17 protein-coding genes are annotated in these 20,046 nt (G+C 55.2%); 6 read left to right on the top strand and 11 right to left on the bottom strand.

The window, feature by feature from the left end:
• Positions 1-9: 9 nt before the first annotated feature.
• Complete coding sequence (locus tag FHS30_RS15775; RefSeq protein ID WP_183911466.1) at positions 10-843, bottom strand: thymidylate synthase; 834 nt, start codon at positions 841-843, stop codon at positions 10-12.
• Positions 840-1,667, bottom strand: a complete 828-nt coding sequence (gene lgt, locus FHS30_RS15770) for a prolipoprotein diacylglyceryl transferase (RefSeq protein WP_183911465.1) — start codon at positions 1,665-1,667, stop codon at positions 840-842. The genes FHS30_RS15775 and lgt overlap by 4 nt, the downstream gene beginning before the upstream one ends.
• Positions 1,668-1,760: 93 nt before the next feature.
• Between lgt and FHS30_RS15765 the strand changes: the two genes are divergently transcribed.
• Positions 1,761-2,576: an NRDE family protein gene (locus FHS30_RS15765; protein ID WP_183911464.1), complete on the top strand. Its 816-nt coding sequence runs from the start codon at positions 1,761-1,763 to the stop codon at positions 2,574-2,576.
• A 14-nt stretch (positions 2,577-2,590) separates the two neighbouring features.
• Here FHS30_RS15765 and ptsP read toward each other — a convergent pair whose 3' ends face one another.
• Positions 2,591-4,846, bottom strand: a complete 2,256-nt coding sequence (ptsP, locus tag FHS30_RS15760; protein ID WP_183911463.1) for a phosphoenolpyruvate--protein phosphotransferase — start codon at positions 4,844-4,846, stop codon at positions 2,591-2,593.
• 23 nt (positions 4,847-4,869) lie between these two features.
• Positions 4,870-5,418, bottom strand: a complete 549-nt coding sequence (rppH, locus tag FHS30_RS15755) for an RNA pyrophosphohydrolase (RefSeq protein ID WP_183911462.1) — start codon at positions 5,416-5,418, stop codon at positions 4,870-4,872.
• Positions 5,419-5,507: 89 nt separating this feature from the next.
• On the opposite strand from rppH, the gene FHS30_RS15750 reads away from it, so the two are divergent.
• Both FHS30_RS15750 and FHS30_RS15745 read left to right on the top strand, forming a co-directional pair.
• Positions 5,508-6,221: a histidinol-phosphatase gene (locus FHS30_RS15750; RefSeq protein ID WP_221197332.1), complete on the top strand. Its 714-nt coding sequence runs from the start codon at positions 5,508-5,510 to the stop codon at positions 6,219-6,221.
• 17 nt (positions 6,222-6,238) lie between these two features.
• Complete coding sequence (locus FHS30_RS15745) at positions 6,239-7,390, top strand: imelysin family protein (RefSeq protein WP_183911461.1); 1,152 nt, start codon at positions 6,239-6,241, stop codon at positions 7,388-7,390.
• 88 nt (positions 7,391-7,478) lie between these two features.
• Here the strand turns inward: FHS30_RS15745 and FHS30_RS15740 are convergent, their stop codons facing one another.
• From FHS30_RS15740 to FHS30_RS15730, 3 genes are all read right to left on the bottom strand, one after another.
• Positions 7,479-8,672, bottom strand: coding sequence for a class I SAM-dependent rRNA methyltransferase (locus FHS30_RS15740; protein ID WP_183911460.1), 1,194 nt, complete (start codon positions 8,670-8,672; stop codon positions 7,479-7,481).
• Positions 8,673-9,142: 470 nt separating this feature from the next.
• Positions 9,143-10,876, bottom strand: a complete 1,734-nt coding sequence (locus tag FHS30_RS15735) for a DUF3592 domain-containing protein (protein ID WP_183911459.1) — start codon at positions 10,874-10,876, stop codon at positions 9,143-9,145.
• A gap of 30 nt (positions 10,877-10,906) precedes the next feature.
• Positions 10,907-11,827 carry a LysR family transcriptional regulator gene (locus FHS30_RS15730; protein WP_183911458.1) on the bottom strand — a complete coding sequence of 307 codons (921 nt, stop codon included), beginning with the start codon at positions 11,825-11,827 and terminating at the stop codon, positions 10,907-10,909.
• Between the two features lie 111 nt (positions 11,828-11,938).
• Here FHS30_RS15730 and metE point away from each other — a divergent pair, with 111 nt between their 5' ends.
• A complete protein-coding gene (gene metE / locus FHS30_RS15725) occupies positions 11,939-14,287 on the top strand; it encodes a 5-methyltetrahydropteroyltriglutamate--homocysteine S-methyltransferase (RefSeq protein WP_183911457.1) in 2,349 nt (782 codons plus the stop codon).
• A 62-nt stretch (positions 14,288-14,349) separates the two neighbouring features.
• Here metE and FHS30_RS15720 read toward each other — a convergent pair whose 3' ends face one another.
• The 4 genes from FHS30_RS15720 to FHS30_RS15705 all read right to left on the bottom strand — a co-directional run bounded on the left by FHS30_RS15720 (position 14,350) and on the right by FHS30_RS15705 (position 18,748).
• On the bottom strand, positions 14,350-14,799 hold the full coding sequence (locus tag FHS30_RS15720; RefSeq protein WP_246341360.1) for a group I truncated hemoglobin: 450 nt from the start codon (positions 14,797-14,799) through the stop codon (positions 14,350-14,352).
• 16 nt (positions 14,800-14,815) lie between these two features.
• Positions 14,816-15,712 (bottom strand): DUF3034 family protein, encoded by an 897-nt coding sequence (locus FHS30_RS15715; RefSeq protein WP_246341359.1) that lies wholly within the window; start codon positions 15,710-15,712, stop codon positions 14,816-14,818.
• Between the two features lie 89 nt (positions 15,713-15,801).
• Positions 15,802-18,114: a putative bifunctional diguanylate cyclase/phosphodiesterase gene (locus FHS30_RS15710; RefSeq protein WP_183911456.1), complete on the bottom strand. Its 2,313-nt coding sequence runs from the start codon at positions 18,112-18,114 to the stop codon at positions 15,802-15,804.
• Positions 18,107-18,748 carry a cupredoxin domain-containing protein gene (locus tag FHS30_RS15705; RefSeq protein WP_183911455.1) on the bottom strand — a complete coding sequence of 214 codons (642 nt, stop codon included), beginning with the start codon at positions 18,746-18,748 and terminating at the stop codon, positions 18,107-18,109. Before FHS30_RS15705 ends, FHS30_RS15710 begins: the two co-directional genes overlap by 8 nt.
• 342 nt (positions 18,749-19,090) lie before the next feature.
• Between FHS30_RS15705 and FHS30_RS15700 the strand changes: the two genes are divergently transcribed.
• Together FHS30_RS15700 and FHS30_RS15695 are read left to right on the top strand one after the other, a co-directional pair.
• On the top strand, positions 19,091-19,663 hold the full coding sequence (locus FHS30_RS15700) for a pyridoxamine 5'-phosphate oxidase family protein (RefSeq protein WP_183911454.1): 573 nt from the start codon (positions 19,091-19,093) through the stop codon (positions 19,661-19,663).
• A 27-nt stretch (positions 19,664-19,690) separates the two neighbouring features.
• Positions 19,691-20,035: a MerR family transcriptional regulator gene (locus tag FHS30_RS15695; protein ID WP_183911453.1), complete on the top strand. Its 345-nt coding sequence runs from the start codon at positions 19,691-19,693 to the stop codon at positions 20,033-20,035.
• The last annotated feature ends 11 nt before the right edge of the window (positions 20,036-20,046 follow it).

Here is a 20,046-nt window from a genome sequence, read left to right as displayed (position 1 = left end):
GGCCACTCCTTAGATGGCCACAGGCGCTGGAATGTGGGGATCTGGGTCGTAACCCGACAATTCAAAGTCTGCAAAACTAAAACTAAAAATATCTTTTACCGCCGGATTTAATTTCATGGTCGGCAACGGCTTTGGGCTGCGCGACAATTGCAGCTCGACCTGTTCGGCATGATTGCTGTAGAGGTGTGCATCGCCAAAGGTGTGCACGAAGTCGCCGGGCTCTAGGTCGCACACCTGCGCGAGCATCAGGGTCAGCAACGCGTAGGACGCGATGTTAAAGGGCACGCCCAAAAATATATCCGCGCTGCGTTGGTACAGCTGGCACGACAACTTGCCCTCAGCCACGTAAAACTGAAATAAGGTGTGGCAGGGCGCCAGCGCCATGCGGCCCTGCGCCACATTTTCTTGCGGCGAAATGGACTCGTCCGGCAGCACCGTTGGGTTCCACGCTGAAATTAACAGCCGACGCGAGTTGGGCTTAGTTTTGATCATGTGCACAAGCTCGCTGATCTGATCGACCACCTCGCCCGCTGGCCCCTCCCAGGAGCGCCATTGGCGCCCATAAACGGGTCCCAACTCACCGTCTTCAGTGGCCCACTCATCCCAAATTTTAACGCCGTGCTCCTTGAGGTATCCGATATTCGTCTCACCCTTCAAGAACCACAGCAACTCGTGAATGATGGATTTCAAATGGCATTTTTTAGTGGTCACCAACGGAAAGCCATCGGCTAGGTTAAAACGCATTTGGTAGCCAAATACACTCTTAGTACCGGTGCCGGTGCGATCGCCTTTTTGCACGCCGTGATCGCGCACATGGCGCATTAAATCGAGATATTGTTTCATGCCACGGTCTCCTTTTTGGCGTTGCGGTAGGCCAACCAAATAAAGAACAGGCCCAATAAAATCATGGGCATTGACAGCACTTGACCGCGCGTCACCCATCCAAATAAATCAAAATTGATGTGGTTGTCCGGCTCGCGCACAAACTCCACTAAAAAGCGAAAACAGCCATAGCCGAGTAAAAACAATCCACTCACCGCCATGCGCGGTCTGGGCTTGGCAGAAAACCAAAACAAAATAATGAACAACAACAATCCCTCAAGCGCAGCTTGATACAGTTGCGAAGGGTGCCGCGCCAAACCGAGCGGATCGCGGGGAAAGACCATGGCCCAAGGCACATCTGACGCACGCCCCCACAGCTCTTGGCCAATGAAATTGCCGAGTCGACCAAAACCAAGCCCCAACGGCACGATGGGAGCCACGAAGTCAGTAATTTCAAAAAAGCCGCGATTAATTCGACGGCCATAAATCCACAGGGCCACCAACACTCCCAGCAAGCCGCCGTGAAAGGACATCCCGCCCTCCCACAAGCGAATCAACCAAACCGGATCTTCGAGAAAGCGATCAAAGTTGTAAAACAATACATAGCCAAAGCGCCCGCCCAAAATAACGCCAAAGGCGCCGTACATGATGAGATCTTCTACCTGCGCAGGTTTCAACGGACTGTGAGGTTGGCGCGCGCGGCGGCTGGCTAAAAAGCCCGCGCACAGAAACGCGGCTAGGTACATCAAACCGTACCAGTGCACGCTGAGCGGCCCTAGGCTGTATCCGAAGAGCTCTACTGGGCCAACAGAAAAGGCGACGGGATCGAGTTCAGGGTAATTCATGGGGGGTCCATTTGGTTGTAACGCACATGAGGCGGGCATTATGCTGCCTTAATCACTGGCCCGAAACCCCATCTCAACGATTAGGCGCGAACTATGTGCTTGTTATTTATCGCCCACCAGATGCACCCCCAATGGCCTTTAATAGTTGCCGCTAATCGCGATGAGTTTCACCAGCGCCCCACTCGCGCGGCGGCTTTTTGGCCAGAGCAACCGGATTGGTTGGGCGGCAGGGACCTAGAGGCGGGCGGCAGCTGGATGCTGCTCCACCGCTCTGGAAAGTTTGCGGCGCTGACCAATGTGCGCAACCCGCTGCAGCCACTGGGCACTCGCAGCCGCGGTGAGTTGGTGAGCCAGTTTTTAGCGCAACCATTAACACCCGCAAGCTATTGCCGGGGCGTAGATCATGCAAGCTACAGCGGATTTAATTTGATCGCCGGCGAATACACGGCCAATGGCTGGCAATTACACTATTGCACCAATCGCAGCAATAGCAGCAATCGCAGCACCAATCGAGCCACACCTCGACAGATCGCGCTAGATAAGGGCCTTTTTGGCCTGAGCAATGCCAGCCTCGACACATCCTGGCCCAAGGTGGCGCAGGGAAAAACGGCGCTGGCGCAACTGCTCAAGCAATCAACCCACGAGGATGCACTGGTCGCAGGGTTGTGGTCGTTGCTGGCGGATCGGCGTCGGGCACCCGATGAAGACCTTCCCAACACCGGTGTGGATGCCACCACAGAAGCCTTGCTATCGAGTCGATTCATCGTATCGCCTGACTACGGCACGCGCGCAAGTACACTCTTGCTGGCCGACGCGCAGGGCGGCGTAGCCCTGCTAGAGCGCAGTTTTAACCGCGAGGGAGAGATGCAAGAAGAGCGGTCATTTTCAATCGCACTGACGCCTCGCTAACGGCGTTTGAGGGGTTACACATTGGGGCGGTACAGGCGCTTGATACCCATAGTTTGCAAGCGATCATTGAGCGCCGCCTCAATGTCCTCTGCGGTATTGAGTTTTAACACCTCGTCGAGCAGCGCTTCAGCCTGCACCTTCGAAATCGCCCGCAGCACGGATTTTACTTTGGGCAGGCTGGTGGCGCTCATAGACAACACATCAAAGCCCATGGCCATCAGCAGTACCGCAGCGCCTGGATCACCCGCCATTTCGCCACAGATACTGACATCCACCTGCTCGGCGTGGGCGCCCTCGACAATCAATATCAACGCCCGCAATACCGCGGGGTGCAGACTTTGATAGAGGTCGGCCACCCGCGCGTTGTTGCGATCTACCGCCAAAAGGTACTGGGTCAAGTCATTGGAGCCCACCGATAGAAAGTCTGCGCGGGCGGCAAATTCGCGGGCTTGATAGACCAGTGCAGGCACCTCGACCATCACGCCCACGGGCGGGAATACCACGCGGTGCCCCTCTTCCATCACCTCATTGAAGGCGCGCAATATCAGGGCATTAGCCGCCTCTAATTCCGGAATATTGGTGACCATCGGCAACATTATGCGCAGGTTGTCCAAGCCTTCACTGGCCTTCAGCATGGCGCGCACCTGCACCAAAAAAATCTCTGGGTGATCCAAGGTAACGCGCAAGCCGCGCCAACCTAAAAACGGGTTGGCCTCGTTGATGGGGAAATAGGGCAGGGCTTTATCGCCGCCCACGTCCAAGGTGCGCATGGTCACCGATTTTGGTGCGAACGCGGCCAATTGCTCGCGATAGATTTTGGTTTGTTCGGCCTCTCCCGGAAACCGATCGCGCAGTAAAAACGGGACTTCGGTGCGATAGAGACCGACACCCTCTGCACCGCGCTCCAGCGAGCGCATAACATCGGCCATCAAACCGGTATTGACCCACAAGCTCAATCGATGCCCGTCGGTGGTCTCGCAAGGTTTGTCCTTGAGGGTTTCCAAATCCTTCTGCAGGGCCTGCTCTTCCTTGAAGATGGCCTTGTACTGTGCCTTGAGCGGTTTGGACGGATCGGCGAAGACAATGCCGTTATAGCCATCCACGATCAACTTGCGCTGATCGAGCTTGGTATAGGGCAAATCGATGGCGCCCATGACCGTGGGTATATCCATAGCGCGGGCCAAAATCGCCACGTGTGAATTGCGCGAGCCCTCCACTGAAACCAAGCCCACCAACTTCTCGGCTGGCACTTCGCCCAACATGGAGGCCGTCAGCTCCTCACCCACTAGGATGGTGTCGTCGGGGTAGACTCGGCACATCTGTGCCGATTCTTGCAGGTAGCTCAACACCCTGCGCCCGAGGTCGCGCACATCGGCCGCCCGGTCGCGCAGGTAGGCGTCGTTCATGGAAGAAAAATTGCGCTCGTGCTCAAGTATGACTTCCGCCCAAGCGTAGGGCGCACAGACCCCCTGATGAATCCGCTCAATGACTTCGCCACCCAGTGAGGCGTCATCGAGCATGGCCAAATAGGCATCAAAGAGCGCTTGCTCTTCCTTCGACAGTCGACTCTTAAGTTCGTCGCCCATACGCCGAATATCGTCGCGCACAGCGCCAAGGCAACGGTAGAAAAACGCCGTCTCCCCTTCGATATCGGAAACCACTTGGTAGGGCACAGAATTGAGATCCGCCGGTGGCGAAATGACCACTGCTTCACCGATGGCGACACCGGCACAGCCAGAGGTGCCAACGAATTTAGCTTCGCCCTTGCCCTGGGCCACGGCGACCACCACGCCCGTGGCTTCCGCGTGCGCGATCACACCCGCCAACTGGGCCGACAGGGTCACTAAAAATGCTTCATCGCCCTCATCGAAGCGCCGGCGCTCCACCTGCTGGACAACCAACACACCCAGCACTTCGCGGTGGTGAATAATGGGAACACCGAGGAATGAGCTAAACCGCTCCTCGCCGGTTTCCGGGAAGTATTGATAACTCGGATGGGTTTCAGCGTGCTCTAGGTTGAGCGGTTCTTCGCGGCTGACCACGCGCCCCACCAAACCCTCCTGCACCTTTAGGCTCACTTTGCCCACGGCTTTCGGGTTCAGACCATCGGTGGCCATCAACACGTATTGGTGCTGACCATTGCGCAAGTAAACGGAGCACACCTGCGTCTGCATGGCCGCTTTAATGCGGGCCACAATGATGTTGAGCGCAGACTGGAGATCGCGAGCGGCGTTGACTTCCTGCACGATATTGCGCAGCGAATTGAGCATGCTCGCGGCCAAAGTTTACGCTCCTATGTAGTCAATTGACGGTTGCTGAGGTGCTCGCCGCCGGCCGTGTCGGCATCGGGCTTATGCTCGCGCTGCAGGCGGCACAACAGTGGCGATAACTCGCGCAATGCCTTGCGATACACATCGCGCTTAAAGGACACCACCTTACCCAAGGGATACCAGTAGCTCACCCAGCGCCAGTGATCAAACTCGTCCTTTTTCTGCGTGTGCAGATCTATCTTGGATTCGTCTGCCGTTAGGCGAAGTAAAAACCAGCGCTGCTTCTGGCCAATACACAAAGGGGTGGAACCGCGCCGCAGCAACTTCTTAGGTAACAGATAGCGTAGCCAACCGCGCGTACTTCCGACAATTTCGACATCTTCCGGCGCCAGCCCCACCTCTTCATAGAGCTCTCGATAGAGCGCTTGCTCCGCGGTTTCATTGGGGTTGATGCCACCCTGAGGAAATTGCCATGCATCCTGCCCGCCAATGCGGCGCGCCCACAATACCTGCCCGTGATCATTCGCCACGATGATCCCCACGTTGGGCCTAAAACCATCACTGTCTATCACGGTGCGATCCTTTTATTCATGCTGCCGGCTATTGTTCCATAACTGTTGTGTATTCAGCAATTTAACGGGACCTGCGGACAATCCGTTGTATGCCCGCAGCCAAATCGCTATCCTTGCCCACCCCCGCTGACACAACCCTGGATTGCGCCGTGGCCGTAGCAATATTTGACTTGGATAACACCCTCATCGCCGGCGACTCAGATCACAGCTGGGGTGAGTTTTTGGTGGAGCGCCAACTGGTAGACGCGGACCACTATCGCCGCGCCAATGACCAGTTTTATGAAGACTACAAGCGCGGCGAGCTAGACATCCACGCCTACCAACGCTTTGTATTGCAACAGGTGGCCCAGTTTAGCGCCGAGCAACAGCAGGCCTTGTTGGCCGATTTTATGACCCACAAGATTGCGCCACTGCACTTGCCCAAAGCCCAAGCGCTGCTTGAACACCACCGTGCAGCAGGCGATTTCTTGCTCATCATAACCGCTACCAACCGCTTTATAACGGCACCCATTGCTGAAGCGCTGCAAGTGGACCAATTGATCGCCACAGAACCCGAAATAGTCGCCGGCCAATACACCGGCGAAATTATAGATCCACCCTGTTACCAAGCGGGTAAAGTGACCCGCTGGCGCAGTTTTATGACCGAAACCAAGCGCCAAGGTGAGACCTGCTACTTTTACAGCGACTCCATAAATGACCTACCCTTGCTAACCGAGGTAGATCACCCGGTAGCGGTAGATCCATGCCCGCAGCTTAACGCCGCAGCCGAAGCCAGGGGCTGGCCCATTATCAGCTTGCGATAACCGTTCAGGAACGAACCATGCGCACCCACATTCTCGCTTTAATTTGCGCCAGCTTAGCCGTCGTGGCCTGTCAGGAGAAGGCCGCGCCACCGGCAAGCTCTGCGCCCAAAGTCACGGCTAGCTACACCGAGCAAGTGGAGCTGGATGATCCCACCCGCGCGCTCTGGGAGGCCGGACTGCCGCTGCTAAATCAATCACACGAGCAGCTGCTGGGCCTGCGTCTGGCAGTGCAGGCGCTGCTTAAGCAACCGGATCAAGAGCAGCTCGCCAAGGCCCGCGACCAGTGGCACCAAACCCATGACAGCCTGCAGGGTTTCAGCCTCTACTTTGCCATGGCCGACGCCCATCCCGGTCTGTTCGTGCCACTCAACAGCCTGCGCGATCGCCTCGACGGCTGGCCCATTCAACCGGGGTTTCTCGACTACTTTGACGTCTACAGCCACTCCGGTTTGGTCAACGACATCGCCATTCCGGTGACCGCTAAAGCCCTGCGCGAAGCCCATCAGCAATTTGACCCCCAAGATCGCGCCCTCGGCCTGCACCCTATTGCCTATTTACTTTGGGGTGACACGGGTGAGCGACCCGCCAGCGATTTCGCCCGCCAAAAACCCGATGCGAAAGGCGAAGATGCGCCCAAGACCGCCGACATGCCCAACAATCGGCGCCGTGCGCTGCTCGGCTTAATGGTGGAACTGGCCATCGATGACCTAGAGAAGTTGCGTCAAGCGTGGCAAGCCGGGGGCAACCTGCAACAGACCTACTTGCAGCTAAACCCGCAACAGCGCTCGGAAATACTGCGCATTGCCAGCCTATATTTGCTTGAGCAATTGTTGATTGAGCAGCAAATGCAACCGCAACTAAATGTTGCAGCGGATTTGGATAGCGATTTCCAAGCGCACAATGCCTACAGTGGCCGCGGCCGCAATCCACTTGCCGCCCAACTTGCGAGCTTGCACCTGTTAGCCGGGAATGCTGCCGCCGCAGATGCCCTGTTGAACCATTGGACCAAGGGTGCCAGTGGCAGTTGGCGCAATCAATGGCAGGCCGCACAGCGCGTATTGAGTAAATTACCGGAGCAGGGCGAGGCAACGGAAACCCAGTGGGTGGCCGCCATCGCCGCCTTGCAACAACTGGCCGAACCCCTCAAACCCGTGGCCGACGCACCTTAAATTCCGAATGCAAGCAGCGCCTTAGTTCTCATTGGCTGCCAATGGCCGTGTGGTGCAGCATCGTTACCAGCGCCTTAGCTCGGATTACTCAAGGCAGGTAAATGCGGTAGAACAGGGCCTTCAGGTACTCGGTCTCTGGGATAGCGCTGTGCACTGGGTGGTCGGGCCCCTGACTGCCGCGCACGATGAGCTGCGCCTGCCGATCGAGGTGCCGCGCCGCGCCCTGAATACACGATTCCAACTCCTCCGTGGCCAAATGCATTGAGCAAGAGCCAGACACCAGCAGGCCATCCCGCGCCAGCAAACGCATACCCAGTTCGTTGATGTGGCGATAGGCGGCCAGTCCCGACTTATGGTCTTTGCGCTTTTTGATAAATGCCGGCGGATCCAACACCACAATGTCAAACACCTCGCCTTGCTCAATCATGGCCTTCATTACGGCGATGGCCTTGCCGTGTGCCGTTTCTACGCGATCTGCAAAGCCATTGAGCTGGGCGTTGGCACGCACCCCTTCGAGCGCAGATTCCGATGCATCCACGCATACAACCTGCGCGGCGCCAGCCTGAGCCGCCGCCAAGCCCCAGCCGCCAATGTATGAAAAAACGTCGAGCACTCGCTTGCCCTCGGCAAACTGCTGCAGGCGTGCGCGATTCAAGCGATGGTCATAAAACCAACCGGTCTTTTGACCCGTGCGCACTGGCGCCAAAAACCGGGTGTCATTTTCAATCAACTCCACCTGTTCCGGAACTTCGCCATAAGCCACTTCGGTGTAGAGCGACAGCTGCTCCAATTCCCGTGCAGAGTGTTCATTGGCCAACAAAATCCCGGTGGGCTTTACCACCTGCACGAGCGCCGCGATTATGTCATCGCGCACCGCTTCCATGCCCGCACTGGCGATTTGCACCACCAACACGTCGCCAAAGCGATCCACCACCAAACCCGGCAACAAATCGCTATCGCCATAAACCAGGCGATAGTAGGGCGCGGGGAAAAATCCTTCGCGCAGACTCAGCGCCTGCTTGAGCCGGTGTACCAGCAGTGATTTGTCGAGTGGGTAGCGGTTATCGCGGCTCACCAGTCGGGCACAGATTAGGTTATTGGGGTTGAGCGCGGCGATGCCCAAGCTCTTGCCGTTGGCAGCTATCACCTCCACCTGTTGACCCGGCTGAAACGGTTTAAGGGGCGTGGCGGCCACATCCACTTCGTTGCTGTAAATCCACAGATGGCCCTTGCGCAGGCGACGATCCGCTTGGGACTTTAATTGCAGTGTGGGCAGTGACATGAAGCGACCTCGGGTGGGGTAAAAGCGCGCAGTATAGCTGCTTTAGCGCGCCAATTTTCGATTGCCTAGAACCTAATGGGTTCGCTGCCGTCGTTGCGCTGACATTCATCAACCCCTCGCGCTAATGTCGAGCGCGGGCAACACGCCAACCAAGCTAGCGGTGTGAATCATTTAAAAATCATTGCTGACTTTGTAAATCTTACACATCCCTAGGAATATATTTCTTTGGTCGCCGTCTGAATGGACGGCAGGAATGATTGATTGCTGCCCGCGCCGTCACTTCATCGCAGTAAAAATAGGCGTTTTACGGGTGGACAGCTCTGAAAAGAATTTTGGCACGAAACTCGCAACAACCAAGTTGAGTAGCGATTTGAAAAGACCCGTGGCAGCGCGAGCGTTTCAAAAGACACCCTGGCTTGTGCCCCGCACTGTTTATGCGGGGCTTTTTTTATTTACTGGCCACAAACACCTTAGCCATGAGCTTTGGGCAAGCCGCTCAACAGGGTAACCACCTCTAGCGCCTGTTCCGTCAGCGCTCGTCCGTCCAAATCTTCAACCACCCGCACCTGTTTGCCGCTGTTTAGCTGCGCTTCAATGACAAAGTGCTCCGTATGTTTATTGCCGACTTGAGAGCTCCCGTGGGCCTTTATCACCAGGCCTTGAATATCGGCGGGTGGATAAAAGCGCTTGCTGATCATCACGCCCAATATCTTTCGCTCAGTGTAAATTCCCGGCCGCCCCAATTTGACGCGGTAGCTATTCAACAGCCCGTAGCAACAACCCACGGCGATAAGCAGGCCAATACCTATTAACAAAACCACTACCATGAGGGGCGCGGCCTTCGCTTGGGCAAACCAACCTCCTATGGTCATGGCGATACCCACGAGCAGTCCCAATGAGCGCCCGCGCCAGCGGCGACCCATTTGATAATAAAGCTCTACACCGTCGGCAATTTGGCGAATATTCAACAGCCGTTCCAGCCGTCGCTCGCGCTCCTCTTGCATCAGCGGGTGCTGGCTGGCGCACTTGATGCGGCTGGACGCCGCCATGCCCGTTTCAAACACGGGCACCTCGTATTGTTGATTGAAATCGGCACCGGGTAGGGCGGCATTTACCTCTAACCGCCACAGGTGATGGCGCTCACTTGGCAGCTCGGATTGGGGTAATCCTGCGGGAATGTCAAAGGCAAATTGAATGCTGCTGCCCTGCGCTGCAGGCGCGAGGTTTGCCAAACCCTCAGCGCTCCAAATAATTTTTTCAGTGCGCTTGCGATTCTTGCCGCTGCCCGAGTAATAGCTGAGCAAACAGCTCAATTGCAGGTGCACTCGCTGGGTCGAATCATAGGGCAATTTGATCTCCATGCGCCCAGCGAGCTGGCCTCCTATGCACGCAGGCCAAGGATCTAAATGCAAAGGCACCGAACCGAAGCGCAACCACTGGCGCAGCTTCACCACCGCCGACACCAACAAACCTAGGCCGATAATCGGAAACAACAGCGCAAACAAAATGGCTTGATTGCCCTTGGCCATCTCGCCGGGTAGCGTAAACAGTACCGGTGCCGACACCCCGTTCCAAACTACGGCAAAGACCCACAGCACTATCAATCCGAGCTTAGTATTCGAGCGCACCGGGTTCGCCCATTCGGTGCGCAACCGCCAAGGCTCGGCGCTGGCTGTTTGCTCATCGACGGCCGCCGCCGCTCGCTGGCCTCGCCATGCCAACCACATCAAACCGAACCCCACGCCCCCAAACACCAGCACAAATACACTTTTAAAAGCCAGCATGCCCCAGCGCAACTCGCGATAAATCACCGCTTCCTCCGGCGCGTCTGGGTCGACGTACACCGTGATTAGAAGCCCTTCGCGCAGTGCGCGATTCAATTGCGCGCCACGGGTTTCCTGCCATTGGCCAATGTTGTCGGCACCGGCCATGATCCCGACGCGACTGGACTCATATTCCGTGCCCTGAAAATCATAGCGATAACGGGCCTCGGCCTCGTAGCTGGTGCTGTCATCGCCATGGTGCACCCGCGTGCGCGCGCTGATCAATTGCGCCTGCACAGGCTGCCAAGTCGACATCGCCACGCTGTCGTAGAGAGATGGAATGATGCTCATCACTAAAAAGCCCAAGCCCACGCCGGCAAAGGGCAGGGCAAATAGGGTTAATAGCCATGGGCTAGCCTTGGTTTTTTGTCGTTTAACCATGAATCCAAAGCTCCTTCATGAATGACCAACTCACTCAACTGGTGCGGGCCGAATGCCCTTTAACTGCGCAAAACAATGGGCGCGCGCCATGCGGATAAAGTCTTGAGCGTAGGCAGTTTCGCGCGTCTCCGCACGCATCGCCAATTGCACTCGACTCCAGATACCGTCGCCCAGCGCCAAACTTTTCAGCTGCCCTTGCGCTGCGTACTCATCTAAAACCCAATTGGGCAGGCAGCAAACACCGCGCCCCGATGCCACCATTTGCACCATCATGAGCGTCAATTCGGTAGTGCGAATTTCGGGCTGGATGCCGGCCGGTTGTAAAAAACGGTGCATGATGTCGAGACGCTCTGGCGCGACTGGGTAGGTAATCAGCGTCTGCGCTTGCAGTTGTTTAGGTTGCACCCTGTCGCCATTGGCCAAGGGGTGGCCGGGCGCCACGGCTAAGCGCATTTCGCAATCGAAAAGCGGTTCGTACACCAAGCCTTTAAGCGGCTGTGGATCGGTGGTGATCACCACATCCACTTCACCGCGAGCCAACGCGGGCAGCGGCTCAAAGGTGAAGCCACCGGAAAAATCCAACTCCACCTGTGGCCAATGTGGTCGGTATTGATCGATTACCGGCATCAGCCAGTTAAAACAACTGTGGCACTCGATGGCCATAAACAATCGACCCGCCTCGCCGTGAACCAGCTTTTGAAGATCGCGCTGGGCATCGGCCAGAGCGCCCAGCACCGTGTCCGCCAGTTTTAACAATCGCTGACCGGGCTCGGTAAAGCGAATAGGGCGACTCTTGCGCACAAACACCGGTTGTCCGAGCTGGTGTTCCAGCTCCTTCATTTGGTGCGACAGCGCCGATTGCGTCAAACACAAGCGCTGCGCCGCTTCCACCAAGGTCCCCGTTTCGCGCAATGCCACCAAGGTTTTCAGTTGTCTAATTTCAAGGTTCATACAGCAACATGAATATAATTAATAATTAATAGAAAGTTAATCAGTTTGATTCACCTTATCAGCCTGCGGAGAATGTTGCCACTCACACCAAACACCTCACAAGGCAATCAGATGGCACGCATTCACAACTTGGGCTTCCCCCGCATCGGTGCGCAACGAGAACTGAAGTTCGCACTGGAAAACTACTGGGCTGGCGACAGCAGCCTCACCGACTTACAGGCCACGGGCCGCTCCCTGCGCGCGGCGCACTGGCAGCGCCAAGCTGGGCTGGACCTCGTACCGGTGGGCGACTTTGCGTGGTACGACCAAGTGCTCACGATGTCTGCCACACTCGGAGTGCTGCCCGAGCGCGCCGGCCATACGCCCGGCACAGCGATAGACTTAGACACACTGTTTCGGGTGGCGCGCGGGCGCGCTCAAAACAGCTGTTGCGGCACCAACGCCGCCAGTGAAATGACCAAATGGTTTGATACCAACTACCACTACCTGGTACCCGAGTTCACCGAAAACCAAGCGTTTCACTTGAGCTACCACCAGCTTATCGAGGAAACGCGCGAAGCCATTGCGCAGGGCCACAACGCAAAACCTGTGCTCATTGGCCCACTCACTTATTTGTGGCTCGGCAAATGCGCGCGACCCGATGCGGACAAACTATTGCTGCTCGATGATTTGATTCCCGTGTATCGCCAATTACTGCAAGCCCTGCGCGATGCCGGCGCTGAATGGGTACAGATGGACGAGCCCATACTTTCACTCGATCTGCCGCTCCCTTGGCAGCAAGCGTTTGAGTCCACTTACCACCGCCTACAAATTCGGGGCCTGCAACAATTGGTCGCCAACTATTTTGGCGAACTGGGCAACAACCTCAGTGTCGCGCTGCAACTGCCCGTGGCGGGCTTACACCTAGATGCCGTGCGCGGCGGTGTGGAAATCGGGCGCATTGTCGACCGCTTGAGCCCCCACAAAATTCTAAGTCTTGGCATCGTCGATGGTCGCAACATTTGGGTTACCGATTTGGAGGCAGCGCTCACTGTGTTGCGCCCCGTCGCCGAGCGCTTGGGCGATCAACTGTGGTTAGCGCCCTCCTGCTCACTGTTACACGTGCCGGTGGATCTCACATTGGAAACCGCACTGCCCGAGGACGTTCAGCCATGGCTCGCCTTTGCACAGCAAAAACTCGAAGAGCTCGTCACCCTTAAAGCAGCACTGGCCGAGCCACACTCACCAGCAGTTACCGAAAAACTAAAAATTAATCGCGCCGCACTGGCGGCTCGGCGCACTTCCGCGCGCATCAACCAAGTGGACGTTCAGGCTCGCGTCCAGCGCCTGTCCAGCCACAACGCATTTCGCCCCACCAAGTTCGCTGAGCGCAACAAACTGCAACAGGCAAAGTTCCGATTGCCACTGCTACCCACAACTACCATTGGCTCCTTTCCACAAACCACCGAAATTCGAAAAGCCCGGCGACTTCACAAGCAAGGAAAACTCAGCGGGCGAGAATACGCCCAACTCATGCGCGCCGAAATCCAACACGCCATCGCAGTTCAGGAAAAGTTAGACCTAGATGTACTCGTGCACGGCGAGGCTGAGCGCAATGACATGGTGGAATATTTTGGCGAGCAACTGACGGGTTTTGCCTTTACCCAATGGGGTTGGGTGCAAAGCTACGGATCGCGCTGTGTAAAACCCCCGATCATTGTCGGCGACGTAGCGCGCAAACAACCCATTACCCTAGAGTGGGCGCGCTACGCGCAGAGCCTAACCCGCAAGCCCGTCAAAGGTATGCTCACGGGCCCCAACACCATTCTGTGCTGGTCCTTTGTGCGCGATGATCAACCGCGCAGCCGCACCGCCCAGCAACTGGCGCTGGCCATTCGCGACGAAGTACAAGATCTAGAAGCCGCCGGCATCGGCATCATTCAGATTGACGAACCAGCCCTGCGCGAAGGTTTGCCCCTGCGCAAAAAAGATTGGACTGAGTACCTCGCCTGGGCCACTCATGCATTTCGCGTGTGTTGCGCAGAAGTGGCAGACACCACGCAAATTCACACCCATATGTGCTATGCCGAATTTAACGACATCATGGATTCTCTCATCGCTTTAGATGCAGATGTCATCACCCTTGAAACATCGCGATCACAGATGGCGCTGCTCGACGCCTTCGAACAATTTACCTACCCCAATCAAATTGGCCCCGGCGTGTACGATATCCATTCGCCCAACCTCCCCACAGTTGAGTGGATTGCCGAGCTGATGCATAGGGCTGCGGAAAAAATCCCACCACAACAGCTGTGGATAAACCCCGACTGCGGCCTTAAAACCCGCACCTGGCCAGAGACCGAAGCGGCGCTAAAAGTGATGGTTAGGGCAGCAAAAAAATTGCGCAATGAGTTTCAGGAACAGGCACCGAAACAACAAGCGACAGATGCCGATGCCGCCATCGGTCTTGAGCCAGCCTGAGGTTGCGCCAATTAATTAATGGGTCCGAGTAAAGCCGCTGTGTAGCATGGGTCTCGATGTGACTATTCAGGCGCAATTGTCTCGCGCATCACATCACCGTGCATCGCGGCAAGCTTTTTCAACATGGCATTTTGACTCGCCACATCCACACCCGCGGCTTCCATAGCGCGGGTAAGTGCTGTTACGGTGGCATCAAAATGCCGATTATTCATAGCCATACCCGCATGCACTTCGGTCATATTGTCACCGCTATAGCGGCAGGGGCCACCGCTAATTTCACACAACTGCTCCGCCAATTTTGTCCGAAACCGAGGCAGGTCAATGTCATTGAAAAGCGGTCGCAAGAGCGCACTGTCACCCACTTCATATAAAAAATTATCGACGATAGTGCGCACGCCAGCCTCGCCGCCCATGCGCTGATACAAGGTGGTTTGTTGCGGTTGGCTAGCGCACGCCAGCAACAGCCCACACACAAAACCCAATACAGTTTTTCTACCCATCAAAAAAGCCATGATGATCGCTTAACAGTTAATTGTTGATTTGTAGTGATAGGTACCAGCCCCGCTGCGCGTCCCAGAGCGCAATATTGCCCAGGTCGGCATAGGCTGCCACCAGGGTGACGCGCTTACTTGGAAACCACGCCACAAAGGCATCGGCCCACGCATCTTCGCGCACACTGTTTAATAGATCGGGCTTCTGCCGGTATTCAACACCCACCGCCCAGTGGCGATTAAGCAACACCGCCATCGACACCTCACCCATCCACGCGCTGTTTCGATCGCCACCGAAACCCAATAATCCAAGTTGATTGGCACGACTGTGGCGCAGCGTGCCATTCACCAGAATATTGCGACCCCACAGCGCATCTAAATACAGTTTGGAGGCGGCCACGTAGTAATCCACACCTCGCGTCGATCTAGCGCCCAATACCTGTGTCGAAATGTCCGCATTATGGTTTATTTTGTACTGCAGCCCCGCGCTGATTTGCGGCAGCGCACCATAAATTAAGTTGCCCGTGATTCGACCCTTAACACCAAAAATGTCTTGTTCAATGGTCAAATTGGGAAAGGCGCCGGCCGTTGCCTGCGCCAAATCCGCAGCGCCTTGGTTGCCCAGCCTAAGGGTTTGATGGGCGTAGCTCACTTCCCAGCGCTCGTCGAAGCCCAGCAAAACACTCGCTTGAGTTAAGGAAAAGTCATTAACCTGCACCGCGGTCAACGCGGCCGAGGCGCCCCATTCATCCTCACTGGCATAACTGCCAATCACAGCCCAGGGCACTAATCCCCCGCCGGCGCTGCCCTCCAATTGCATTGCGCCTGGCGTTGCCAAAATGCGGCTCTGCGCGCACGCGCCCGCTGCCCACATCAACAATATGAGCAACCAAATGCGTGTCACTAAAGCGCGCCACCACGCGTTACTTTTCATAGCCTTTTGTACCTTTTTAAACCCACCGGTTTAACAAATACTGTGTCAGATTTTTCGAGCAGGCCGTTGCTAGCCACTGCTTAGTGCGGTTAACCGTTTGAAACATCTCTATCCATTTCACCTTCTTTTTGCCGGTAGTTTTCCAACCACACTAGCGCCTCAGTTACCGGCATGGGGCGTGCAAGGTGATAGCCCTGAATACTCTGGCAACCCCAATTATCTAGCATCGACATGGCAGTGGCGTCTTCAACGCCTTCCGCCACAACCGATAGTTTGAGCGCCTTTGCCAAGCCCAAAATAGCCTCGACAATATTTTGATCATCGCAGTCACTGGCCAGCTTCATGACAAAGGACTTATCGATCTTAAGTTTAGACACGGGCAGCATCTTTAACTGCGACAATGAAGAAAATCCAGTACCGAAATCATCCATGGATAAGTGGATGCCTGCGTTTTTCAGCAACAACAAATTTTCTCGGGCCGCGTGTGCATCAGCGACGAGTGCGGTTTCAGTAATTTCATAGGCCAAGCTACAACCGGCCGGCAAATCCTTGACCGCGGCCTCAGTGAGCATCGCCAGCATCTCTGTATCGAGAATATCCTTAGCGGAAAGATTGATACTAATTTCGATGGGCTTGCCTGTCGAGGCAAGTGCCATACAGTCTTCACGCACGCGGCCGACCACCCACCGGGTAACATCACTAATCAGTCCCGACTCCTCAGCCAATGGAATGAACTCATCGGGGAAAACGCTACCCAAGGTTTCATCCTTCCAACGAATGAGCGCTTCCATGCCTTCAATTTCGCCCGTTAACAGTGACAATTGAGGCTGGTAAAACAATTCAAAATTACCGTGTTCTATTGCGTGTTGCAGCCGCGCAGTAATTTGTAGTTTTCGTAGATGCGCATCATCCGCACCATCTTGGTAGTAATAAAATTTCTGACCCGCGCGCACTGCTTCTGTCAGCGCAATATTACTGCGTCGAATTAGAAACTCGTAATTGCTTGCCTGAGCTGGACAATCCACAACCCCCGCGCGCATTTCAAATACAATCTGTACGCCATCGAGAGAAAATGGATGTGAAAAACTGTGCGATAGTATCTCTATTTCCTGGCGATTGATTACCGCACCCGCGGTTAGAATTAACAAAAACTCGTCACTCCCCAATCGTGCCAGGGTGCCACAAGCCGTTACTTCCGATTTTAATCTTTCGGCCACCAACGGCATAAATCGCTGCACGAACAATATGCCGTACAGATCATTTAGGCGCTTGATATTGGATACCCGCAAGAGCACTGCAGTGAAACTGGTTTGCTCTGCAAAAAGATCAGCGAGAATGTGTTGCACTTTTTCACGGTTCGGCAGGCCAGTACGCTCGTCGTGCTCGGCCATAAAAGTAATATGTGCTTCACGCTCTTTAATAGCTGCTTGCATGCGATTGAGAGAATTTGCGAGCAACCCCAATTCATCAGTGCTGGTCAATTGCACTGGGCGATCATAGTCGCCCGCCGCCATGCGGTCAGCGGCCGCTGCCAGGGTCGCTAACGGCTGACTCAAACCATTGGCAATACGGAAAATTGCGGCCACAACCAGCACCAACGCCAGCGCGGCAATGAGAATTAAGCGCTGCTGCAGCTGATTGAATTGCGCTTTAATATCGGAAGAGGGCACCGTCAGCAGCGCGACGATATCGCCAGCATTTTCACCTTCAAAGGCAAGGGTTCGCGTCAACCAATCGCGCTGTATAAGATCCGATGAATGCACGTTAGATTGCGCTATCGGTTTGTTTTGACCCGCTGCCGCCGGCAATGTGGATAATGCCGGTATGGCGCGCTCGGCCAACATCATGGTTACATCCACGCGCGTAATCGATTTAAAATTTTCCAACAATGCAGGTTTAAGTGGAAAGCCTAAGCCCACCCAACCTATAAGACTGGGTGCGCGCACAGGCACCATGGCAAATTGAAACAGCTGCTGTTCGGCCTGCACAAGTAAATCAAAACTGGTGCCCTCAGCGATGCGCACCGCAATGAACGGCTGCACCAAAGTGAGGTCGTGGCTGCTGAGCTTTACGCGGCCCTCACCGTCGGTCAACAGTACCATCTCTGCGCCCACGCGTTCTCCGTGATTCGCCAATGCGGTAATCAGCGTTTCCTCTTCGCCAATGGCCACGGCCTGACGAAACCCATAGTCCTCGGAGAGTAGCGACACGCGCGTCTTCAGTTGGCCGCGATCTTCAATAATCAGGCGTTTGAATACGCGCTCGGCCACATCTAATTCATTGTTGGCAAAAACGTGACCAGCATTTTGCGTCGCCGAAAATACCGCCCAAGTAATCGCCACCAAGGTCAGCGAAAGGAGCGCAATAAAAACCAACAGTAGGCGTGCGCGAAAACTAGTCATTTTGGCGTTTAAACCGCTGTAGCCGATCGCGCAAGGACGAGGGCTTGTTCACTACCGATGCCTGTACAGCGTGATCGAGTGTGAGCACACCATCTGCCTGCAACTCAACCGCCTTAGGTGATTTACTGCCCAGCGCGGGATACCAAATCTGCAGCTCGGTCGGATAGTTCACTACACCTGGAAGGCTCACCAAGCCCTGCGCATTAGTCACGCCGTGGCTGGATACCCGCGTAACAAAAATGTAGCCCTTCATGCTGTCGTGGATATTGCAACCCAGCTCCACCACACCTTCACTGGCAAAAGACACCGGCGGCGCATCCTGTTGGCGGTAGAGCTTCAATTCAAAATTATTGGGCGCCGAAAATGAATACACCTGATGGCGCGTTTTATCGCTATTGGGAAAATGCACCGGCTCACCTAAGGGGGCCACAATCACATGGGGTACAAACTGCATATCTCGCTGGTCAATGGTGACGCGGGCGGGCGGGCGCTCAGACTTGACGCTAGGCGCCAATACCACCACGTCGGGTGCGGGCTTGCCCTCAACATCCACCACAGTTACACGAAAATCGCCCCAAGCACTGGCGGCGAATAAACACAAACAACAACAAAAGCACACTTTTTGTGCGGGCATAGGGCAACCTAACTGTTGGGGACCTCTCTACTATAGACCACCCACCGACCGGCAATATTGGGCAGTCGTACACAACCACAAGCACGGCGGCTAAGGCGTCTCATAATCACGTTAAGCTCGGCCAAAAAGACCTAATTGCCCAAACCTTGGGGGTAATTACGCGCTCAAACAATCCTACCAATAAACGAAAATTTGGTTGTCATTCTGGCTGGGTCATGGCGCAATAAGCCTGTGCGCTACTATTGAGCCCACTAGTGCCACTGAAGCCGTTAGCGCTTGAGCGTGCACTTAGACCTTCGTAACGGCACCGAGCGTGCAAAACCCACAATCAAGGATGGCGACATGGGCCAACAATACGACCACATCTCGGAAAAGAATCGCGCATTTATTGAATCCCAGCACCTGTTCTTTGTGGGTACCGCCACCGATACCAGCCGGGTAAACATCTCCCCAAAAGGCATGGATTCACTGCGCGTGCTTGGGCCCAACCGGGTCATCTGGTTAAACGTCACTGGCAGTGGCAATGAAACCGCCGCACACGTGCAGTCACACCCCCGCATGACGCTGATGTTTGCCGCCTTTGAGGGCAAACCTAATATCCTGCGGCTCTACGGTCAGGCCCGCGCTATTCATCACACAGACGCAGACTGGGCGGCGCTGATTGGCCACTTCCCCGACATGGCGGGCGCGCGTCAGATCTTTGATCTCTCTGTGGATTTAGTGCAAAACTCCTGCGGTATGGCGGTGCCTTTATACGACTATATGGGCGATCGATCACTGCTAAAGGACTGGGCGGAGCGCAAGGGCAAACAAGGAATTCAAGACTACTGGGCGGACAAAAACCAAACGTCATTGGACGGCATAGATACCCATATTTTGGAAAACAATTTGTCCAAGCACCCACATTCACAATGAGCCCATCAATTCTAAGAGGGTAAGTTATTGAAAATTGGTGATGTAAGCGAAGCCTTGTCTATCAGCACCCACACGATTAGATACTACGAAAAGCAAGGCCTGATACCTAACCCCGGCTTAGATGTCAGTGGACATCGCTCCTACTCACCCGGCGACGTAGAGCTCCTCAACTGGATCATTTGCTTAAAAAAATCCGGCATGTCGCTTGCTAGCATCAGGGCCTACACCAGCGCGTTTAGAGCCCAAGATCAGAACACAATGTCACAAATACTAGCTCTGCACGCTGAAAAATTGCGGCAACAACAACAAGACATCCAGCACTACTTGGAAGTCACCGAACACAAACTTAAAAAACTAAAAGGCTTGACTTAGAGCATGGTCTA

The organism is Simiduia aestuariiviva (genome assembly GCF_014192475.1).
Lineage (GTDB): Bacteria > Pseudomonadota > Gammaproteobacteria > Pseudomonadales > Cellvibrionaceae > Simiduia > Simiduia aestuariiviva.
This window is presented reverse-complemented; position numbering and strand designations above follow the sequence as displayed.